Consider the following 17,661-nt stretch of genomic DNA (forward strand, 5'->3'; position numbering starts at 1 on the left):
ACGTCGTCCGGTTGGATCCCCGCCACCCTACCGGCGCAGGGTGGCGGGACCGAACCAGGCGTCCGCCTGCTGGACTCCGCTCAGTTGAGCGAATGGCCCGTCATGCGGGCTGGGTCGCCGAGGCGATGCGCTCGGCGCGCAGCGCCTCGTACCAACGGTCGTCCGTCGGCGGCAGCGCGTTGACGTCGAGGGCCAGCTTCAGCAGCAGGTCCGCGATCATCGGGTTACGGGCCATCACGGGCCCGTGCATGTACGTACCGAAGACCGTGTCGTTGTACGCGCCCTCGGTGCCGTCACCCGTGCCGTTGCCCCGGCCGAACTGCACCCGGGCGAACGGCCGAGCCGTCGGGCCCAGATGGGTGATGCCCTGGTGGTTCTCGAAACCGGTCAGCGGCGGCAGGCCCAGCTGCGGGTCGATGTCGGCCAGTACGTCACCGACGCACCGGGCCCCCTCGCCGCGGGTGGAAACCACGTCGAGCAGCCCCAGACCGGGCTCGCGCTCACCGAGGTCGTTGATGAACTCATGGCCGAGGATCTGGTAACCGGCGCAGACCGAGAAGATGATCGCGCCGTTGGACGCGGCCCGGCTGAGACCGCCGTCGCGGCGCAGCCGTTCCGCGGCGAGCCGCTGCGGCCGGTCCTCACCGCCCCCGATCAGATAGATGTCGCCGGACGTCGGGATCGGCTGGTCGCTGCGCACATCGACGCGCTGCACGTCGAGACCGCGCTGCCGGGCCCGGCGCTCCACGACCAGCGCGTTGCCCTGGTCGCCGTAGGTGCTCAGCAGGTCGGGATAGACCCAGACCAGACGCAGACCGTTGTTGCTCATGCTTCGTCCTCTCCGGAGGTGGCCGGGGCCGGGGTCAGTTGCCGACACGGCGGCGCAGGTCCTGGAAGGCGGTGTAGTTGGCGATGACCTCGATACGGCCGGGCGGGGCCTGCTGCACGGCCTCGTCGAGGTTCTCGCAGACCCGGAAGTCGAGGCCGGCCACTTCGAGGCGGACCGCGAGGTCCAGCTTGCGGTCACCGAGCACGAAGATCGGGTGGCCGGCGAGCTGGGTGTAGTCGACGTCCCACAGCCACGAGGTGTCCGTGCCGTCCGCGCCACGGGCGTTGACGGAGAGGATCACCGGCGTGGGCGGCGGGTCGATGAGGGAAAACGTTTCGAGCCAGCCCGCCGGGTTCTTCGCCAGCAGGAGCCGCAGCTCACGGCCGAGGAAGGTGACCACGTCGTAGCGGCCCGCGACGGCCTGCACCTGATACATGCGCTCCAGCGCGACCTGCGGAGGCACCCCGAAGACGGCAGCGACTGCGGCCGAGCTGGTGGCGTTCGCCTTGTTCGCGCGGCCGGGCAGCTGCAGGTGGATCGGCCACGCCGAACCGTGCGGGTCCAGGACGTAGTCGCCGTGCAGCACCCAGCTCGGCGCGGGGCGGCGGAAACCGCACTCGCCGCAGAACCAGTCGTCGCCGGGGCGCTGCATCACACCGCCGCAGGACGGGCAGGACCAGGCGTCGTCCTTCCACGCCTGACCGGCCGCGACCCACACCACGTTGGGGGAGGAGGACGCCGCCCAGACGATCAGCGGGTCGTCGGCGTTGGCGACGATCACGGCCTTCGAGCCGGACAGCCCCTCACGCCACTTCTCGGCCAGCATCCGGGTCTCCGCGGCGCGGTCCAGCTGGTCGCGCGAGAGGTTGAGCAGCGCGATCACCTTGGGTGTCGTGTCCCGTGCGACACCGGCGAGGTACTTCTCGTCGACCTCGATCACGCCGTACTTCGCGTCCGAGCCACCGGCCAGGGCGGAGGTGATGCCCGCGGGCATGTTGGCGCCGAGCGCGTTCGACACAACCGGGCCCGCGGCCCGCAGCGCCTCGGCGATCAGCCGGGTCGTCGTCGTCTTGCCGTTCGTCGCCGACACGAGGATCACGTCCAGGTGCTGCGCCAGTCGCCCCAGCAGGTCGGGGTCGAGCTTGAGCGCCACCCGGCCGCCGATCACCGATCCGCTGCCGCGCCCCGCAGCGCGCGACACCGCCGCAGCGGCCTTGCCCGCCGTCACCGCCAGCTTGGCGCGCGGCGACAACGGCTCCGTGTTGCCTGCCATCGTCCTAGATCCTCCTTGCATCGGTCCGCGCCCAGCCTATCGATGTCCGGCACGGCGACCGCACCGCGGCACCGCCAGGAACGTGGAGGTCACGTGGAACGTACTCTTACGGCCATGCGAAACCGTCCGATCCCCGGCAGTTCCGGACTCGTCCGTGCCATGACCCTGCTCGGCGACCCGGTGCTCCACGGTGCCTGCGAGGAGGTCACCGACTTCGGGCCCTCGCTCGCCCGGCTGGTCGAGGACATGTTCGCCACGATGTACGCGGCGCAGGGGGTCGGGCTCGCCGCCAACCAGATCGGCGTCCCGCTGCGGGTGTTCGTCTACGACTGTCCGGACGACGAAGACGTCCGTCACCTCGGGCATCTCGTCAACCCGAAACTCGTCGAGGTGGACGGCATCACCGTACGCGGACCGGAGGGCTGTCTCTCGCTGCCCGGCCTGGAGGCCGCCACCCCGCGGTTCGACCATGCGGTGGTCGAGGGCGTGAACGTCGAGGGGGAGCCGGTACGGGTCGACGGCACCGGCTGGTTCGCGCGCTGTCTGCAGCACGAATGCGACCACCTCGAAGGCTCCGTCTACACGGACCGGCTGACCGGGCTGCGCCGGGCGAGGGCGCTGCGCGCGGCCCGCCGGGCGCCGTGGGGGCGTGCCGACTGACTGCGACCGCGCACCCGACAGCATCTCGGCCGGCGGACGTCAGAATCCGGGACCGCCCGGCCGGTCGCCCACGGCGGCCAGCCTGCCCCACAGCAGATCGGCCAGGCTGCGCACCAACTGGGCGCGTGAGCAAGGACGTTCACTCAGCCACCAGTCGCCTGCGGCGTGCATCATGCCGACGATGCCGTGGCCCCAGATGCGGGCCATCTCCTGGCTGTCCGGCCCCAGGTCCACCCGCTCGGCGATCACCAGGGCAAGCTCCTCGCCGAGCCGGCGCAGCAGGGGAGCGGAGTGCCGCCCGACGTCGAAGCCCTGCTCGGGGGAGGGCGCCGCGTCGTCGGACGGGTGCATCAGGAAGCGGTAGACCTGCGGGCGGGCCTCGATCGCCGCGAGATACGTGTCGAGCGTCGCCTCGACCCGCTGGCGGCGTTCGGCGGGGGCGTCTAGCGCCGCCCGCAGGGCGCTCAGCAGGGCGTCGGTGTGGCGCTTGGCGAGCGCACGGTAGAGGCCGCCCTTGTCGCCGAAGTGCCGGTACAGAATGGGCTTGGTGATCCCGGCCTCGGCCGCGATGGCGTTCATCGACGCCTTGGGCCCGTCCCTGAGCACCACGCGGTCTGCGGCCTCCAGCAACTCCCTGCGGCGCTGCTCGGCCGCGGTCCGCTGTCGCTCGGCCTGTCGTGTGGTCTCCATGTCGCCTCTCCCCACCCCTGGCCGTGCATATGGCCATGCGAGTCCGTTACGCACGCGCAACGTAACACCCTGCCCAGCGGTGGTGCCGAACGGAGCCTGACCGGTTGACACAGGCTACTAGTCGGTAACAGACTGCCGTTACCGCAAGTAACGACTTGTTTTTACGGTAGTGCATGGAGGGGAACATGGCCGAGTTCACGCTCGAGCTCAACGACGACCAGAAGCAGGTCCGTGACTGGCTTCACGGTTTTGCCGCGGATGTGATCCGCCCGGCCGCTGCGGAGTGGGACGAGCGTGAGGAGACGCCCTGGCCCGTCATCCAGGAGGCGGCCAAGGTCGGCATCTACTCCCTCGACTTCTACGCCCAGCAGTTCTTCGACCCGACGGGGCTCGGCATCCCGATGGCGATGGAGGAGCTGTTCTGGGGCGACGCGGGCATCGCCCTGTCGATCGTCGGTACGGGCCTGGCGGCCGTCGGCGTCCTCGCCAACGGCACCGAGGAACAGATCGGCACCTGGATCCCGCAGATGTACGGCGACGCGAACGATGTGAAGGTCGCCGCCTTCTGTTCGTCCGAGCCGGACGCGGGCTCGGACGTCGGCTCCATGCGGACCCGCGCGGTGTACGACCAGGCCAAGGACGAGTGGGTGCTGAACGGCACCAAGACCTGGGCGACCAACGGCGGCATCGCCAATGTCCATGTCGTCGTCGCCGTGGTCGACGCGGAGCTCGGTTCCAAGGGCCACGCCTCCTTCATCGTGCCGCCGGACACCCCCGGCCTCTCGCAGGGCCAGAAGTTCAAGAAGCACGGCATCCGGGCCTCGCACACTGCGGAGGTCGTTCTGGAGGACGTCCGGGTCCCCGGGGACTGCCTGCTCGGCGGCAAGGAGAAGCTGGACCAGCGCCTGGCGCGGGCGCGTGAGCGCGCGCAGTCCGGCGGCGAGCGTGTGAAGAACGCGGCGATGGCCACGTTCGAGGCGTCCCGCCCGGCGGTCGGGGCGATGGCGGTCGGCACCGCCCGGGCGGCGTACGAGGTCGCGCTCGACTACGCCAAGACCCGTACCCAGTTCGGCCGGCCGATCATCGACAACCAGGGCATCGCGTTCCAGCTCGCGGACATGCGTACGCAGATCGACGCGGCCCGGCTGCTGGTCTGGCGCGCCTCCTGGATGGCGACCACGGGCAAGCCGTTCGAGTCCGCCGAGGGCTCGATGTCCAAGCTCTACGCGAGTGAGACGGCGAAGAAGGTCACCGCGCAGGCGATCCAGATCCTCGGTGGCAACGGCTTCACCCGCGAGTACCCGGTGGAGCGGATGCACCGGGACGCGGCGATCTACACCATCTTCGAGGGCACGAGCGAGATCCAGCGCCTGGTGATCGCGCGCACGCTGTCGGGCATGCCGATTCGCTAACCGGTGCCGCGTGGGTGGGGTGCGGGGACGCCGGGATGGTTGCGGTGCCTCCGCCCCCGCTCTGTCCTAGATCGCCGGACGGGCTCGGTGCTGCGCCGACGGAGTCGAGATCGTGCCGGGCGGGCCGACCATCGGCCCGCCCGGCACCGTGCTGCCCGTCAGGCGGGGAGCAGGGCCTCGATCGCCGTCACGAGCTCCGGGGCCTCCGGCTCCGTGCGGGGGCGGATGCGGGCCACCGGCTCGCCGGTCGGGGAGATCAGGAACTTCTCGAAGTTCCACTGGATGTCGCCCGCTTCGCCGTCCGCGTCCGCGAGCTGCGTCAGTTCCGCGTACAGCGGGTGCCGCCCGTCACCGTTCACGTCGACCTTCGCCAGCAGCGGGAAGCTGATCCCGTACGTCGTCGAGCAGAACGTCTGGATCTCCTCCGCGCTCCCCGGCTCCTGGCCCGCGAACTGGTTGCACGGCACACCGAGCACGGTGAAGCCGCGGTCCCCGTACGTCTTCTGAAGCCGCTCCAGGCCTGCGTACTGCGGGGTGAGCCCGCACCGGGAGGCGACGTTCACCAGCAGGACCGCCTGGCCGCGGTACGCGCCAAGAGTGGTCGGCTCACCGGTCAGCGTGTGGAGGGGAATGTCGTACAGCGTCATGAGGGTCTCCTTGTAAGTGTCTTACTCGGTGCAAGCGGCTTGCCCGGTCATTGTTATGCCGACCGCGTCATCGGCACGAAGTCGGTTGCCCGGCTGTCCCGATCACCTTGTAGTAGATCGTGGTCGGTTTCAGGGCCCCGGCCGGGTCGCCGGCGTAGTCGGGAATGGATCCGCACTCCGTCCAGCCTGCCGAGCGGTAGAGCCGTTCGGCGGGGCTGCCGGTCTCGGTGTCCAGGACCAGCAATGTCAGACCGGCCTCGGCCGCCGCGCCCTCGGCGACGGCGAGCAGCGAGCGTCCGAGCCCCCGGCCCCGCATCGACGGGCGCACCATCACCTTGGTGACTTCGGCGCGATGACGGGCGTTCGGCAACGAGGTCAGGTTCAGGCCGATGGTTCCCGCCACCCGCTCGCCGTCCCGGGCGATCCAGACGCGCTGGTCGCCGGCGTCGACCGCGGCGGCGCGCCCCCGCCACCAGGCAGCGGCCGCACCGCGGTCGAGCGGCGCCAGGAACCCCACCGAGGCGCCGCCGTGCACGGTCTCCACCAGGAGAGCGGCCAGCTCGTCGGCGTACGTGATCAGCTCGGGTCCGGAGACGGAGACGATTTCGATGTGAGGAGTGGATGCGGCGAAGTGAGTGGCTTCGGTCATGACTCGGGTCCTTTTCACGGCAGAACGATCAGCACGGCATAGCGGACCGGGCCCGGGCCCGGGCAGTGGAAGTGCGAAGGGCCGCGCAGCCGGAACCGTAGACAGTCGCCCTCGCGCACGGTGTGCACGGTGTTCTCGACGGTGATCTCCACCGTTCCCTCCAGCACCCAGATGTGCTGTTCCAGACCGGGCACCGGCGCCTGCTCGTACGCGATGCCGGCGCCCGCGTCGAGCGTCCCCTCGACGATCTCGGCACGTAGGCCGGCGTGCGGCGGCGAGACCGAGCGGCGCACGAAGCCGGACGCCTCGTCCCGCCACACCGGCTGCCGCTCGGCGCGCACCAGCTGCGGGGGCTCCGCCTCCACCTCCGTCAGCAGCCGTGACATCGTCCGCTCGTAGACCGTGCACAACCGCCCGAGCTGGGCGGCGGTCGGGCTCAGCTCGCCGCGCTCCAGGCGCGACAGCGTCGAGCGGCTGACACCGCTGTGCCGGGACAGCTCGTCCAGGGACCAGCCGCGCTCGGTGCGGAGCTCACCCAGTCGGGCTGCCAGCCGGGCATCGACGGACGTCGGTTCCACCTCTCCGGACTCTCTCACATCAGAGATTCTATCCCTGATCTGAGACAGCTCGTGGGTGTGATCGGCCGGAATGCCGAGGGAGGGCCGTCGTGCCACGCTGAGACGGGGGATCGCGCCGGTCCGGCCTGCTCGGCCGGCCGGATGGCTCTGCCACACAAGGAGGCCGACATGGCCAGTGACGCCACCAAACCCAAAGCGGGCACCGCCGGACCCGCCCCATGGCATGGGCCCACATCCGGTACCACCGTTCTCGCGGCAGCCCTGATGATCTTCGGTGGGGCGATGGCGATCCTCGAGGGGATCGCGGCCATCGCCAGGGACGACCTGTTCGTCACGACGCGTCATTACGTCTTCCAGTTCAGCCTGTCGGGCTGGGGCTGGGTCCACCTCATTCTGGGCATCGTCATCGTCCTCGCCGGCTGCGCCGTGCTCACCGGAGCCCTGTGGGCGCGCTACTTCGGTGTGGTCGTCGCCGGGCTGGGCGCGATCGCCAACTTCCTGTGGCTGCCGTACTACCCCTTGTGGGCCATGACGCTGGTGGCCGTCAACATCTTCATCGTCTGGGCGCTGTGCACGGGCATGCACCGTGAAGCGGGCCAAGGCTCGACGGCCTGACCCGGACGTGCCCGCCAGGCGGCGACCGTTACGGCAGTCGGCCCTGTCACGGGTGAGGAATCGCGACTCGCCGCCTAGTGTGCGAGTCATGCCGGAGATCGCAACGTCCCAGGGAGGCGCGGCGGGGCGCGAGAGCGAGATGGCCCCGGCGCTCGACCCCCGCCGCTGGCAGGCACTTGCCGTGTGCCTGGTGGCGGGCTTCATGACGCTGTTGGACGTGTCCATCGTCAACGTCGCCCTGCCGTCGATCCGTAACGACCTGCGGAGCCCGGAATCCGATCTGCAGTGGGTCCTGTCCGGCTACTCCCTCGCCTTCGGGCTCCTCCTCATCCCCGCCGGGCGGCTGGGCGACGCCCGGGGGCGCCGTGAGGTGTTCCTCGCGGGGCTGGCCGTGTTCACGCTGGCTTCGGTGGCCTGCGGAGCCGCCCCGTCCAGCTTCTGGCTGGTGGTCGCCCGGGTGGTTCAGGGCCTCGGCGGAGCCTTGATCTCGCCGCAGATCTCCGCGTTGATCCAGCAGATGTTCTCCGGCCAGGAGCGGGGCCGCGCCTTCGGCATGTTCAGCACGGTGGTCGCTATCTCGACCGCCGTCGGCCCCCTGCTGGGCGGGCTGCTGATCCAGGCGGCGGGACGGGAGGGGGGCTGGCGTTGGGTGTTCTTCGTCAACCTGCCGCTCGGCCTCGTCTGCTTCCTGCTCGCCCGGCGCCTCCTCCCGGACACACCGGCAGCGGGCCGCGTACGGCCGAGGGACCTCGATCCCGTCGGCGTACTCCTCCTCGGTGCGGGCGTGCTGGCCCTGCTGCTGCCCTTCATCCAGGCACAGCAGTGGCCCGGCGACGGGAAGTGGCTGCTGGTGGCCGTGGCCGTGGTGCTGCTCGGCGTCTTCGCCTGCTGGGAGGCCCGGTGCGGCGGGCGTGGAACCGTGCCCGTCCTGGACATGTCGCTGTTCCGGATGCACTCCTACTGGCTGGGCTGTCTGCTGAGCCTGCTGTACTTCGCCGGATTCACCTCGATCTTCTTCATCAGCACTCTCTATCTTCAGGCCGGACTGCACTGCACCGCCCTCGAGGCCGGACTGGCCATCACACCGTTCGCTCTGGGGGCGGCGGCCGCCGCCGGACCAGGTGGCCGGATGGTAAGCCGCTACGGGCGGCCGCTGGTCGCCGTGGGGCTGTCCATGGTGGTCGTCGGACTCGGCGCCACCGTGTTCGCCGTGCACTTGGTCCCGGGCAGCGGCGTCGCCTGGGCGATGGCGGCCCCGCTGCTCCTGGCGGGTGTGGGCAGCGGCCTGGTCATCGCCCCGAACCTGACCCTGACCCTGTCCCAGGTGCCGGTGGTCGGAGGCGGGAGCGCCGCGGGCACGCTCCAGACCGGCCAGCGCGTCGGCTCGGCGATCGGGATCGCCGCGGTCGGCTCGGTCTTCTTCGCGCGGCTGCCCTCCGCCGGCTGGAGGAGCGCGTTCGACAGCGGGCTCATCGTCTCCGCCGCCTTCGTGCTGGGCGCTCTCGTCCTGGCGATGACCGATGTGGGGATCTCCCGGCGGAACACGAGACGTGCCCACGGCCTGTCCGGCCCCGGCCCGTCCGACTGGAAGGGAGACCACGATGAGCCCCCCCACCGGCAGTGAGCCGGACGGCAACGCGGCGTACGGACACAAGCCGTTCAAGCGGTCCAGGAGCCACTTCGCCGACCGGATCACTGCCGACGGCCGCGACGGCTGGCCGGTCGAGGCGGGCCGCTACCGGCTGGTCGTCAGCCGTGCCTGCCCCTGGGCGAGCCGGGCACTCGTCTCCCGGCGGCTCCTCGGCCTGGAGGACGCCCTGTCGCTCGCCGTGGCCGACCCGATCCAGGACGACCGCAGCTGGCGCTTCACCCTGGACGAGGGAGGCCGCGACCCGGTGCTCGGTATCGCATATCTCAGCGAGGCGTACGAAGCGCGCGAACCCGGCTACCCCGGCGGTGTCAGCGTGCCCGCGATCGTGGACGTACCCAGCGGGAAGCTCGTCACCAACGACTTCCAGCAGATCACCCTGGATTTCGCGACCGAGTGGACCGCACTGCACCGGCCCGGAGCGCCCGATCTCTACCCCGAACGGCTACGGGACGAGATCGACGAGGTCATGGGGGGCATCTACCGCGACGTGAACAACGGCGTGTACCGGGCCGGATTCGCCAGCGGTCAGGAGGAGTACGAAGCCGCGTACCACGATGTGTTCCGCAGACTCGACCTGGTATCCGAACGCCTCAGGGACCAGCGCTACCTGGTGGGGGACACGCTCACCGAGGCCGACATCCGGCTGTTCACCACACTCGTGCGCTTCGACGCCGTCTACCACGGGCACTTCAAGTGCAACCGCTCGAAACTGACCGAGAACCCCGTGCTCTGGGCCTACGCCAGGGACCTGTTCCAGACCCGCGGATTCGGCGACACCGTCGACTTCGACCACATCAAGCAGCACTACTACCGGGTGCACACGGGCATCAACCCCACCGGCATCGTGCCCCTGGGCCCCGACCTCTCGGGCTGGCGGACGCCGCACCACCGCGAGCAGCTCGGCGGCCGCCCCTTCGGCGACGGCACCCCACCCGCGTAGGGGCCACAGACCGGTCGAACAATGTTCTCCACCGGTACCGGGGTCGTGCCCGGACCCCTCCTACGGCTGAAGAGGGTCGGGACACGAGTCGTCCGACTGCGTCATCGTCCATCCGTCACCGAGCACATGGACGCTCGTGTGCGCGGGGGAGCGTTGCGTATGGACGGTAGGAGCCGCAGTGGCGCCGTCTTGATTCGCGTCCCCGGGCAGCGCGGCGGACGGCATGGTCACGTGAGCCACCGTGCACACCAACTGCCGCATGGCCAGGCGGCTGAGGGGAGGGACATCTTTGGGGAACTGGATGGAGAAGGTCTTGTCGTCGCCGATCGCCACTTTCGGTGTACCCGTCAGAGGGGGCAGCTCCGTGGTGGCCGCCACGGCCTCGCTCGTGGTCGGTCCGTCGAACAGCAGGCGCACGACGGCCCCGAAGTCCCCGGCGTCGCCGATCTTGCGGAGATAAGGTGTCAGATCACCCTTGTGCAGGAAATAGAGGGGGATGACGGCTGGCACCGAGGACTTTGGACTGGGAGAGACCATGCCGCTCGCCGGTTCGCCGGCCTGGATGACGTCGGACGGGGGGACTCCGCACGCCGAGAGCGTGAGCGCGGCCGTGAGCCCGGCCAGCAGTCCCGCCACGCGTGAGCCCCTCACCGGGCACTCCCGGCGGCGTCGTCGGCGGCGGCCGCGGAGTCGCGTTGCAGGGGGAGTTCGACCGTGAACACCGCGCCACCCTCGGGCAGGTTCGCCGCACTGACGCGTCCTCCGTGCAGGTACACGTTCTCCGCCGTGATGGCCAGGCCCAGCCCGCTGCTCTCGCTTCTGGTCCGTGTGGTGCTCGCCTTGTAGAAGCGTTCGAAGATGTGCGGCATGGCTTCCTCGGCAATCCCCGGTCCGTTGTCGGTCACCTCGATGACGGCCCACGCCATGTCCGCCCGCTCCTTCCTCACGCCCATGCCCAGCCGCACCGGCGGCGCCCCGTGCCGCAGCGCGTTGCCGACCAGGTTGGCCATCACCACGTCGAGCCGGCGCGGGTCCACACGTGTCCTCAGCACGCCTGGTGGCGGCAGGTGGGTCTCCACCTGGCCCTGCCACCCCCGAGAGGCGAGGGTGTGCTGGACGAAATCGGCCAAGTCGATCTCGTCCAGGTTGAGTTCCGCCGCGCCCGCGTCGAAGCGGGAGATTTCCATCAGGTCTTGCACCAGCACGCTCAGCCGACTGGTCCCCTCACTGATGAGCTGCAACGCCTCGCCGGTCTCCTGGTCCAAGCGCAGCGCCTTCTCGTCCAGCACGTCGGTGACCGCCGACATCGCCGCCAGCGGCGTGCGCAGTTCATGGGAGACGTCCGCGACGAAGCGGCGCGCCTGGGCCTCCAGGCGCCGCAACTCCGCGACCGACTCCTCCAGTGCGGCAGCCGTGTGGTTGAAGGATCGCGAGAGGCCGGCCAGTTCGTCGGAGCCGTTGACGGCCAGCCGGACATCGAGGTGTCCCTCGGCCATCCGACGCGTCGCCCGGCGCAACGCCCGTACGGGACGGAGGACGCCGCTCGCGGCCAGCAGCGCCAGGACCACGGCGAGGCCCAGCGCCACCAGGGTGGCGTGTTCGATGGCGCTGACCATCGCTTCGACGTAAGCCTGTTCGGTGTTCTGCGGCACCACCAGGTACATCACGAGCCCCGAGAGCTTGGACTCCGTGCCCTCGCCGGAGTTGTACGTGACCGGCATTCCGACGACGAGATAGGGATGCCCGTCGGTGTTCACCCGCTGGAACACCGCGGCACGTGTGGTTCCCACGGACCGGCGCAGTTCAGGGCTCAGCTTGTTGGAGACGTCACCCGGCGTGTAGGCACGGAGGCTGCGGTACGTGGCCATTACCTGCCACCCTTGTGACTGGTTGGCGCGGAGCACCTGGTCCACCGCCACCTGCAAGTCGGACCGGCTCGGCGCCAGGGGAGTGTAGACAGCCACGGCGTCGACGCTGGTCCGGAACTGCCGGATGACGGCGTCCTGGCTCTGCTGCAGCACCCCCGTACGCGCCTCCCGGAAGGCGAGGGCTCCGGTGCTCAGGGCGCTGGCCACAGCCACCAGGGCGAAGGCCGCCACCAGGCGGGAGCGCAGGCCTCGCAGCGCAAGCGGTACCTGCGCCAGGACCGCCCGAAAGAACCCCGTCGGCCTGGATCCCTGCCCGGCTGCGACGGCCTCGCGTTTCCGTACGCCTTCTCGTGTCCGTACGGACCCCTGGCCACTCACTGGATACCGAAGCGGTAACCGAAGCCGCGAACGGTCTGGATGTACCGGGGATCCCCGCCCAGCTCCCCGAGCTTGCCGCGCAGTCGCTTCACACAGGCGTCCACGAGTCGTATGTCGCCGTGGTAGCTGTGTTCCCAGACCGCTTCCAGCAGCTGCTGGCGGCTGAACACCTGTCGGGGCGAGGCCGACAGGGTCAGCAACAGCCGAAGCTCGGAGGGGGCGAGGGCGATGGGTTCACCGCGGTGTGTCACCACGAGTCCGGCCCGGTCGATGACCAGCTCACCGTGCGACTCCGCCCTGGGGCGGACAGCGTCGGAGACCGACGCGTCCTGCCTGCGCAGTACGGCCCGTATTCGCGCGTCGAGCACCCGGGCCTGCACGGGCTTGACCACGTAGTCGTCAGCGCCGGCCTCCAGCCCCACGACCACGTCGATGTCGTCCCCCTTGGCGGTCACCATGATGATCGGCACTTGGTCGCGATCCCTGATCCGTCGACATACGTCGAGGCCGGACATGCCGGGCAGCATGAGGTCGAGTACGACGACGTCCGGATGGAAGGGGCGGAGCTGCTCCAACCCCTCTTCACCCGTTCCGGCGGCGCATACGTCATGCCCCTGATGTCGCAGCGCCAGCTGGACGGCCTTGCGGACATCTGGGTCATCTTCGACAAGTAGGACTCGTGGCACTTTGACAGTATGCACAGATCGTGTTCGGTGACTGTCCTGGAGGAGGGGCCCCTTCGGGAGCTGTTACAGAAAGATCACAACGGAAGGGGATGTGCGGGCGGTTTCAGGTCGGCGTGCCGTCGGGCGGACGACCTCGTCGAACCGGCCGGCCTGCCGGTAGTCCGGTCCGAATCGGCGGGAGTCGCCGGCAAACCGCTCGTTACTCTTTCGTGATCATCCGAACCAATGGCGATCATCTGACATGACCAGTCTCGGCTGCCATGCATTCGGCACGAGAGCGGGAATCCGCACCGCCCACCGGCAGAGCAGTGGCCTCCCACCGCGGTGGCCGTCAGTACCGGTCCGCCCACCGCCGGGGCCGTCCGCGCCGCCGGCGCCGACGCTATCTGGTCGGCATGCTGGCGGCCGCCGGCCTGCTCGGCTCCGCGGTGTTCTTCCTGGACGGCGGACGAAGCGACGCGTCGAGCAGTGCACCGCGCCCGCGGAGCACCGCGCACATCACCCCGACGCCCACGCCGACGCCCACCCCGATGCCGACGCCCACCCCGACGCCGACTCCCGCCAGGATCGACGTCCCCTCGACGGGCACCGGCACGTTCGTCACCGCGCGTGCGAGTGGCGCGAAAGTCGGTCATGGTTCGCATCTGCTCCGCTACGTGGTGCAGGTCGAGACCGGGCTCGACATCTCGCCGGCCCAAGCGGCGAACGAGATCGCCGACATACTTGCCGCCCCCCGGGGCTGGACCCAGAACGGGGTTTCCTCGTTCCAGTTGGTGAGCGCGGGGGAGCCCTACGACCTCAAGGTGAAGATCGCGACACCGGGAACGGCGGACGCCCTGTGCTGGGCAGGCATCCACCAGGACACCCAAGGTGAGTACAACTGCGAGATTCGCAACGGCGTGGTGGTGAACCTCAAGCGCTGGGTCAAGGGCTCGCCCACGTTCAACGGTCCGATCCATGACTACAGGGCGCTGATCATCAACCACGAGATGGGGCACTTCCTCGGCCACACGCACATGACCTGCGCAGGTCCCGGCCAACTGGCCCCTGTGATGATGCAACAGATCAAGGGCCTGCACGGATGCATCGCCAACGCCTGGCCCTACGACAAGAGTGGTCACTTCGTCTCCGGGCCGCACATGTCGTGAACGGGCGGCGACCAGTCGTCTCCCCTGACGTCGCGGGGCCGGCGGGAGATGATCGCGGCTGCTGCGAGCCCCCTCATACGCTCCGTCGGCCGGCAAGCCGCGCCTGGCCCACTGACGGTGCGCACTCGGATCGGGCCGCTTTGCGGCCCGGGTCGGGGCAACACCTGGCGGGCAGCCGGAAAACCGGCATTACAGCTTGGTCATAGTCCGAACCAGCGGCCATCACCTGCGGATTCCAGTCTTGGACTCAGTGACAACGCCCTGGTCGTCAAGGCCGGCGGAAGAGCGGGGTCTGAAGGGCCGAGTCTGCCCGAATCAGCTGTCGCGGCCGCCATGAACCAGCCCCGAGGCGGGAGGCTCGTGCTGTTCCCGGCCCAGCGCCAGCCGTGCCACGCGCGGCCAGTCGGCCGCCGCCCCGCTGATCCGCGGCGCGTGGGGGCGACGGCGCGGCACGCGGACCCGGAGTGCCCCGGGCGCGCTGCGGCACACGACGGGTGACGGCAGAACGACATGTTCTCCGTCGATGCCGACAGGGAGGGTGTCCGTGTCGGCTTCGACGACGACCATGCCGGCGCTCAGCCGGACGAGTCCCCCGGACCGCCGCGGACCGCGCACCATGCGCGCCGCCTGAGCGGTGTTGCCGACCCGCACGCACACGACACCGAGCAGTCCCGAGTCCAGCCGCTCCCTGCGCCCCGGATGGGCCGCGTCGACGGCACGTCCGTAGGGATTGTTGCTCACGAGCAGCGCCTGAAGTGCATCGACGTACGTCCGGTCGGCCCGCGTCCGCAGTCTGGGCGCGTCCTCGCCGGTGAGGAGGCCGGGGAGGGTTCGCAGGGTTGTGCGGGCTTTGGCATCCCGGTACGCGGGGTCGGTGACGACGGACGCGTACGTGCCGAACGAGGCGTTGTTGACGAAGACTCGGTCCGCGGCGTACCCGAGGTCGATGCGGAGTTCGACACCGAGGGTCAGGGCTTCCAGGGCGGCCGCCGGATCGTCACGGTCGAGGCCGAGATCGAGGGCGAAGTGGTTGCGGGTGCCGGCGGGAATCACCACGAACGGCAGGTCGTGGCGCGCCGCGACCTCGGCCACCAGCGCCTGGGTGCCGTCGCCGCCCGCCACCGCCAGCAGATCGGCCCCCTCGGCGACGGCCTGCCGGGCCAGCCCGGCGACATCTTGGCCTGCGTCGAGCAGGGCCACCCGGCAGCCTGCAGCCCGGGCCTTCTCGACCAGGTCGAAACGTCCCACCTTGCCGCCGCCGGAGCGCGGATTCATAAGGACCCAGGGGGCGTGGGGCGCCTCGGCGACAGCCTGTTCGGACGCGGTGTGACCACGTGTCAGGGCCGTCCGTGCCGCCGTGACGGCCAGCAGCCACAGGCCCAGGGACAGCAAGGCCGGCCCCAGCATGCCGAACGTGGCATACAGGGCGAGGACAGCGACCGGCGCGGTCACCGACAGAGCCGCCCCGAGGGCACGGAGCGCACCGGTGTGCGCCAGGGTCCACCACACCCCGACGGCGGCGAGTGCCAGTGCGACTATGCCGGCCAGCGCCCACAGAACGCTCCGCAGCCCGGCGGCGACGAGCGGCACCAGGATGCTGCCCAGCAGGGCGAGCACGGCGAGGCGGGCGCGTCCGGCGTCGCCCTCGCGCGAGGTCGAGGCCCTTGCCTTTCGCCCCCTGCTGATATCCCCGCTCTGTGGCCCCACTTGTCGGCCCTCCGCTTCCGTCTCACGCCTTGTGCGTCGGACGTTCCTCCGACAGGTCGTGGATGTTGCCGCGCTGAGCCACGCTCAGGGCCCAGATGATGAAGCCCGACATCGCGATCATCACGACCGGCCACACCGGCTAGTACGGCAGGGAGAGGAAGTTGGCGATGATCCGTGTGTGCCGGCCGGGTGTGTGTCGAGGTCATCTCGAGCCTCGATCCGTGGTGTGTGAATGGTCAGTGGCCGGAGGCGGAGGTCGGGCCCGCGTGCTCTGCCGGGCTGCCGTGTCCGGTCAGCACCAGTTCCTTCGCCCTGCGGAACTCCTCGTCCGTGATGCCGCCCCGGTCACGGATCTCCGACAGCCTGGCGAGCTCGTCGACGCTGCTGGACCGGCCGTCGGCCGCCGTCTTCCTGATATAGGCGTTGAACTCCTCCCGCTGCGCTCGCGCGTGCGCAGCCTCCCTGTGGCCCATGTTCCTGCCCCGGGCGATCACGTAGACGAACACGCCCAGGAAGGGCAGGACGATGCAGAGCACCAGCCAGCCGGTCTTGACCCAGCCGCTCATCGTGTCGTCGCGGAAGATGTCGGTGAAGATCCGGAAGAGCAGGACGAACCACATGATCCAAAGGAAGATCCAGAGCATGGTCCAGAAGGCGCCCAGCAGGGGGTAGTCGTACGCGAGGTAGGTCTGCGCGCTCATGTCCGTCCTCCGCTCCGGGCGCGGGCCCGGCAGCCGTTCTCTGGCACCTTCAGCGTGCCCACGGTTCCGTCGGCGCGGCCTCACCCGGCGCGGGTGAGGGCGGAGGGCGTCGGCGAGCGAACGGGTTGCCGGTTCGCGGGTCCGCCGGAGTCCGGCGGACCAGAGGACATGGTCGGGGCCATGGCTGCTCCTTCCGCGACCGGTGCGGTCAGGCCGTGGCGGCGGGCGTGCCTGGTGTGTGAGGGCGTGCTCGGCGGAACGCGGCCCGCCAGGCGAGGGCGACCACCGCCTCGGCCAGACCGAGCAGGATCAGCCAGAGGCCGAGCAGCCGGGTCAGGGCCCGGGCCGACTCGGTCGGCAGGGCGAGGACCACGATCCCCGCGACGATGGCGAGCACCGCCGCTCCCAGGACGACGCCGCGGTGCGGCAGGTCCTCGGCCGTGAGGGCCGTGTAGAGGGTGAGGATCCCGGACACGAGCCAGACGACCCCGACGACCAGCGAGAGCGCGGCGATCGTCTGCAGCGGGTTGCGCAGGCAGAGGACCCCGGCCAGGACGTACAGCACCGCCAGCAGGAGCCCGGGCAGCCGTTCGTGCCCCTGACGTGCGAAGACGGCTACGAACCGGAATGCTCCGGTCGCCAGTAGGTACAGGCCGACGAGGACGGCCAGGACGTGCAAGGTCGCCTCTGGCCAGACCATGACCAGGACGCCCGGTACGAGCGTCGCGACAGCCGAGCCCAGGAGCCAGGTCCAGGAACCGCCGAGCCGTGTGAGCGCGTATGCGGTTCCATCCCCCGGACTGGGGACCTCCCCGTCGGGCTGGTGTTCCGGCCCGGTAGGCGATGACGAGTTGCGCGGCATGGTCATGGGTCCTCCTCCCGTGGAACGGCCGGACGCCTTCGCATCCGCCGCCGGGCGGTGTGGGTGGGAATCCAAGCGGTGTGCGGGAACCGCCGCCGGGGCGGTGTGCGTAGGACGCCGGGCGGTGCGCGTGCACGAGAGACGGTGTGCTGTGCGCAGCCCCTCTGGCTTCACTGTCACGCCTGCCACCGGGTGCCGGATCACCCGCCACGGGTGATCTGTCGGCGCATCGCGCGGCCCCACGCCGTGGCCTGAAATCGCGCCGTGCGCCGGGCGGGCCGGGCGGGCCGGGCGGGACTCTGCGACTCGGCCCAGGCCCCCCGGACATACGGGGCGGTGGTGGGCGGAGCCGCCCTGAGGCGAGAGG

18 protein-coding genes are annotated in these 17,661 nt (G+C 70.2%); 6 read left to right on the plus strand and 12 right to left on the minus strand.

Features of this window, described 5'->3' with window-relative positions; genetic code table 11:
• Positions 1-100: 100 nt before the first annotated feature.
• Positions 101-829 carry a type 1 glutamine amidotransferase gene (locus tag OHA03_RS27360; RefSeq protein ID WP_267006400.1) on the minus strand — a complete coding sequence of 243 codons (729 nt, stop codon included), beginning with the start codon at positions 827-829 and terminating at the stop codon, positions 101-103.
• Between the two features lie 34 nt (positions 830-863).
• Positions 864-2,102: a MurT ligase domain-containing protein gene (locus OHA03_RS27365; protein ID WP_267006401.1), complete on the minus strand. Its 1,239-nt coding sequence runs from the start codon at positions 2,100-2,102 to the stop codon at positions 864-866.
• Positions 2,103-2,216: 114 nt separating this feature from the next.
• Between OHA03_RS27365 and def the strand changes: the two genes are divergently transcribed.
• Positions 2,217-2,762 carry a peptide deformylase gene (gene def, locus OHA03_RS27370; RefSeq protein ID WP_267006402.1) on the plus strand — a complete coding sequence of 182 codons (546 nt, stop codon included), beginning with the start codon at positions 2,217-2,219 and terminating at the stop codon, positions 2,760-2,762.
• Between the two features lie 39 nt (positions 2,763-2,801).
• On the opposite strand, the gene OHA03_RS27375 is transcribed toward def, so the two are convergent.
• The gene (locus OHA03_RS27375; RefSeq protein WP_030976491.1) at positions 2,802-3,452 is read right to left on the minus strand and encodes a TetR family transcriptional regulator; all 651 of its coding nucleotides are present in this window, start codon (positions 3,450-3,452) and stop codon (positions 2,802-2,804) included.
• A 185-nt stretch (positions 3,453-3,637) separates the two neighbouring features.
• Between OHA03_RS27375 and OHA03_RS27380 the strand changes: the two genes are divergently transcribed.
• The gene (locus OHA03_RS27380) at positions 3,638-4,864 is read left to right on the plus strand and encodes an acyl-CoA dehydrogenase family protein (RefSeq protein ID WP_267006403.1); all 1,227 of its coding nucleotides are present in this window, start codon (positions 3,638-3,640) and stop codon (positions 4,862-4,864) included.
• A 158-nt stretch (positions 4,865-5,022) separates the two neighbouring features.
• Here the strand turns inward: OHA03_RS27380 and OHA03_RS27385 are convergent, their stop codons facing one another.
• From OHA03_RS27385 to OHA03_RS27395, 3 genes are all read right to left on the minus strand, one after another.
• Positions 5,023-5,511, minus strand: a complete 489-nt coding sequence (locus tag OHA03_RS27385) for a glutathione peroxidase (protein ID WP_267006404.1) — start codon at positions 5,509-5,511, stop codon at positions 5,023-5,025.
• A 67-nt stretch (positions 5,512-5,578) separates the two neighbouring features.
• Complete coding sequence (locus tag OHA03_RS27390; RefSeq protein ID WP_267006405.1) at positions 5,579-6,160, minus strand: GNAT family N-acetyltransferase; 582 nt, start codon at positions 6,158-6,160, stop codon at positions 5,579-5,581.
• 14 nt (positions 6,161-6,174) lie between these two features.
• On the minus strand, positions 6,175-6,756 hold the full coding sequence (locus OHA03_RS27395) for a helix-turn-helix domain-containing protein (RefSeq protein WP_267006406.1): 582 nt from the start codon (positions 6,754-6,756) through the stop codon (positions 6,175-6,177).
• 150 nt (positions 6,757-6,906) lie between these two features.
• On the opposite strand from OHA03_RS27395, the gene OHA03_RS27400 reads away from it, so the two are divergent.
• The 3 genes from OHA03_RS27400 to OHA03_RS27410 all read left to right on the plus strand — a co-directional run bounded on the left by OHA03_RS27400 (position 6,907) and on the right by OHA03_RS27410 (position 9,944).
• The gene (locus OHA03_RS27400) at positions 6,907-7,353 is read left to right on the plus strand and encodes a hypothetical protein (RefSeq protein WP_267006407.1); all 447 of its coding nucleotides are present in this window, start codon (positions 6,907-6,909) and stop codon (positions 7,351-7,353) included.
• 139 nt (positions 7,354-7,492) lie between these two features.
• The gene (locus tag OHA03_RS27405) at positions 7,493-8,977 is read left to right on the plus strand and encodes an MFS transporter (protein ID WP_267008180.1); all 1,485 of its coding nucleotides are present in this window, start codon (positions 7,493-7,495) and stop codon (positions 8,975-8,977) included.
• Complete coding sequence (locus OHA03_RS27410) at positions 8,955-9,944, plus strand: glutathione S-transferase family protein (RefSeq protein WP_267006408.1); 990 nt, start codon at positions 8,955-8,957, stop codon at positions 9,942-9,944. Before OHA03_RS27405 ends, OHA03_RS27410 begins: the two co-directional genes overlap by 23 nt.
• Before the next feature lie 60 nt (positions 9,945-10,004).
• On the opposite strand, the gene OHA03_RS27415 is transcribed toward OHA03_RS27410, so the two are convergent.
• The 3 genes from OHA03_RS27415 to OHA03_RS27425 form a co-directional block, all read right to left on the minus strand.
• The gene (locus tag OHA03_RS27415; RefSeq protein WP_267006409.1) at positions 10,005-10,595 is read right to left on the minus strand and encodes a hypothetical protein; all 591 of its coding nucleotides are present in this window, start codon (positions 10,593-10,595) and stop codon (positions 10,005-10,007) included.
• On the minus strand, positions 10,592-12,043 hold the full coding sequence (locus tag OHA03_RS27420; RefSeq protein ID WP_323181252.1) for a HAMP domain-containing sensor histidine kinase: 1,452 nt from the start codon (positions 12,041-12,043) through the stop codon (positions 10,592-10,594). Before OHA03_RS27420 ends, OHA03_RS27415 begins: the two co-directional genes overlap by 4 nt.
• A 143-nt stretch (positions 12,044-12,186) precedes the next feature.
• Positions 12,187-12,876 (minus strand): response regulator transcription factor, encoded by a 690-nt coding sequence (locus tag OHA03_RS27425; RefSeq protein ID WP_267006410.1) that lies wholly within the window; start codon positions 12,874-12,876, stop codon positions 12,187-12,189.
• Positions 12,877-13,136: 260 nt separating this feature from the next.
• Here OHA03_RS27425 and OHA03_RS27430 point away from each other — a divergent pair, with 260 nt between their 5' ends.
• Positions 13,137-14,024, plus strand: a complete 888-nt coding sequence (locus tag OHA03_RS27430) for a DUF3152 domain-containing protein (RefSeq protein ID WP_267006411.1) — start codon at positions 13,137-13,139, stop codon at positions 14,022-14,024.
• A 315-nt stretch (positions 14,025-14,339) separates the two neighbouring features.
• Here the strand turns inward: OHA03_RS27430 and OHA03_RS27435 are convergent, their stop codons facing one another.
• The 3 genes from OHA03_RS27435 to OHA03_RS27445 all read right to left on the minus strand — a co-directional run bounded on the left by OHA03_RS27435 (position 14,340) and on the right by OHA03_RS27445 (position 17,300).
• Positions 14,340-15,710 carry a diacylglycerol kinase family protein gene (locus tag OHA03_RS27435; RefSeq protein WP_267008182.1) on the minus strand — a complete coding sequence of 457 codons (1,371 nt, stop codon included), beginning with the start codon at positions 15,708-15,710 and terminating at the stop codon, positions 14,340-14,342.
• A gap of 257 nt (positions 15,711-15,967) precedes the next feature.
• Entirely contained in the window at positions 15,968-16,432 is a 465-nt protein-coding gene (locus OHA03_RS27440) for an SHOCT domain-containing protein (RefSeq protein ID WP_267006412.1), read from the minus strand.
• A gap of 208 nt (positions 16,433-16,640) precedes the next feature.
• A complete protein-coding gene (locus OHA03_RS27445) occupies positions 16,641-17,300 on the minus strand; it encodes an HdeD family acid-resistance protein (RefSeq protein WP_267006413.1) in 660 nt (219 codons plus the stop codon).
• Positions 17,301-17,661: the final 361 nt, after the last annotated feature.

The organism is Streptomyces sp. NBC_00154, assembly GCF_026342835.1.
GTDB lineage: Bacteria > Actinomycetota > Actinomycetes > Streptomycetales > Streptomycetaceae > Streptomyces.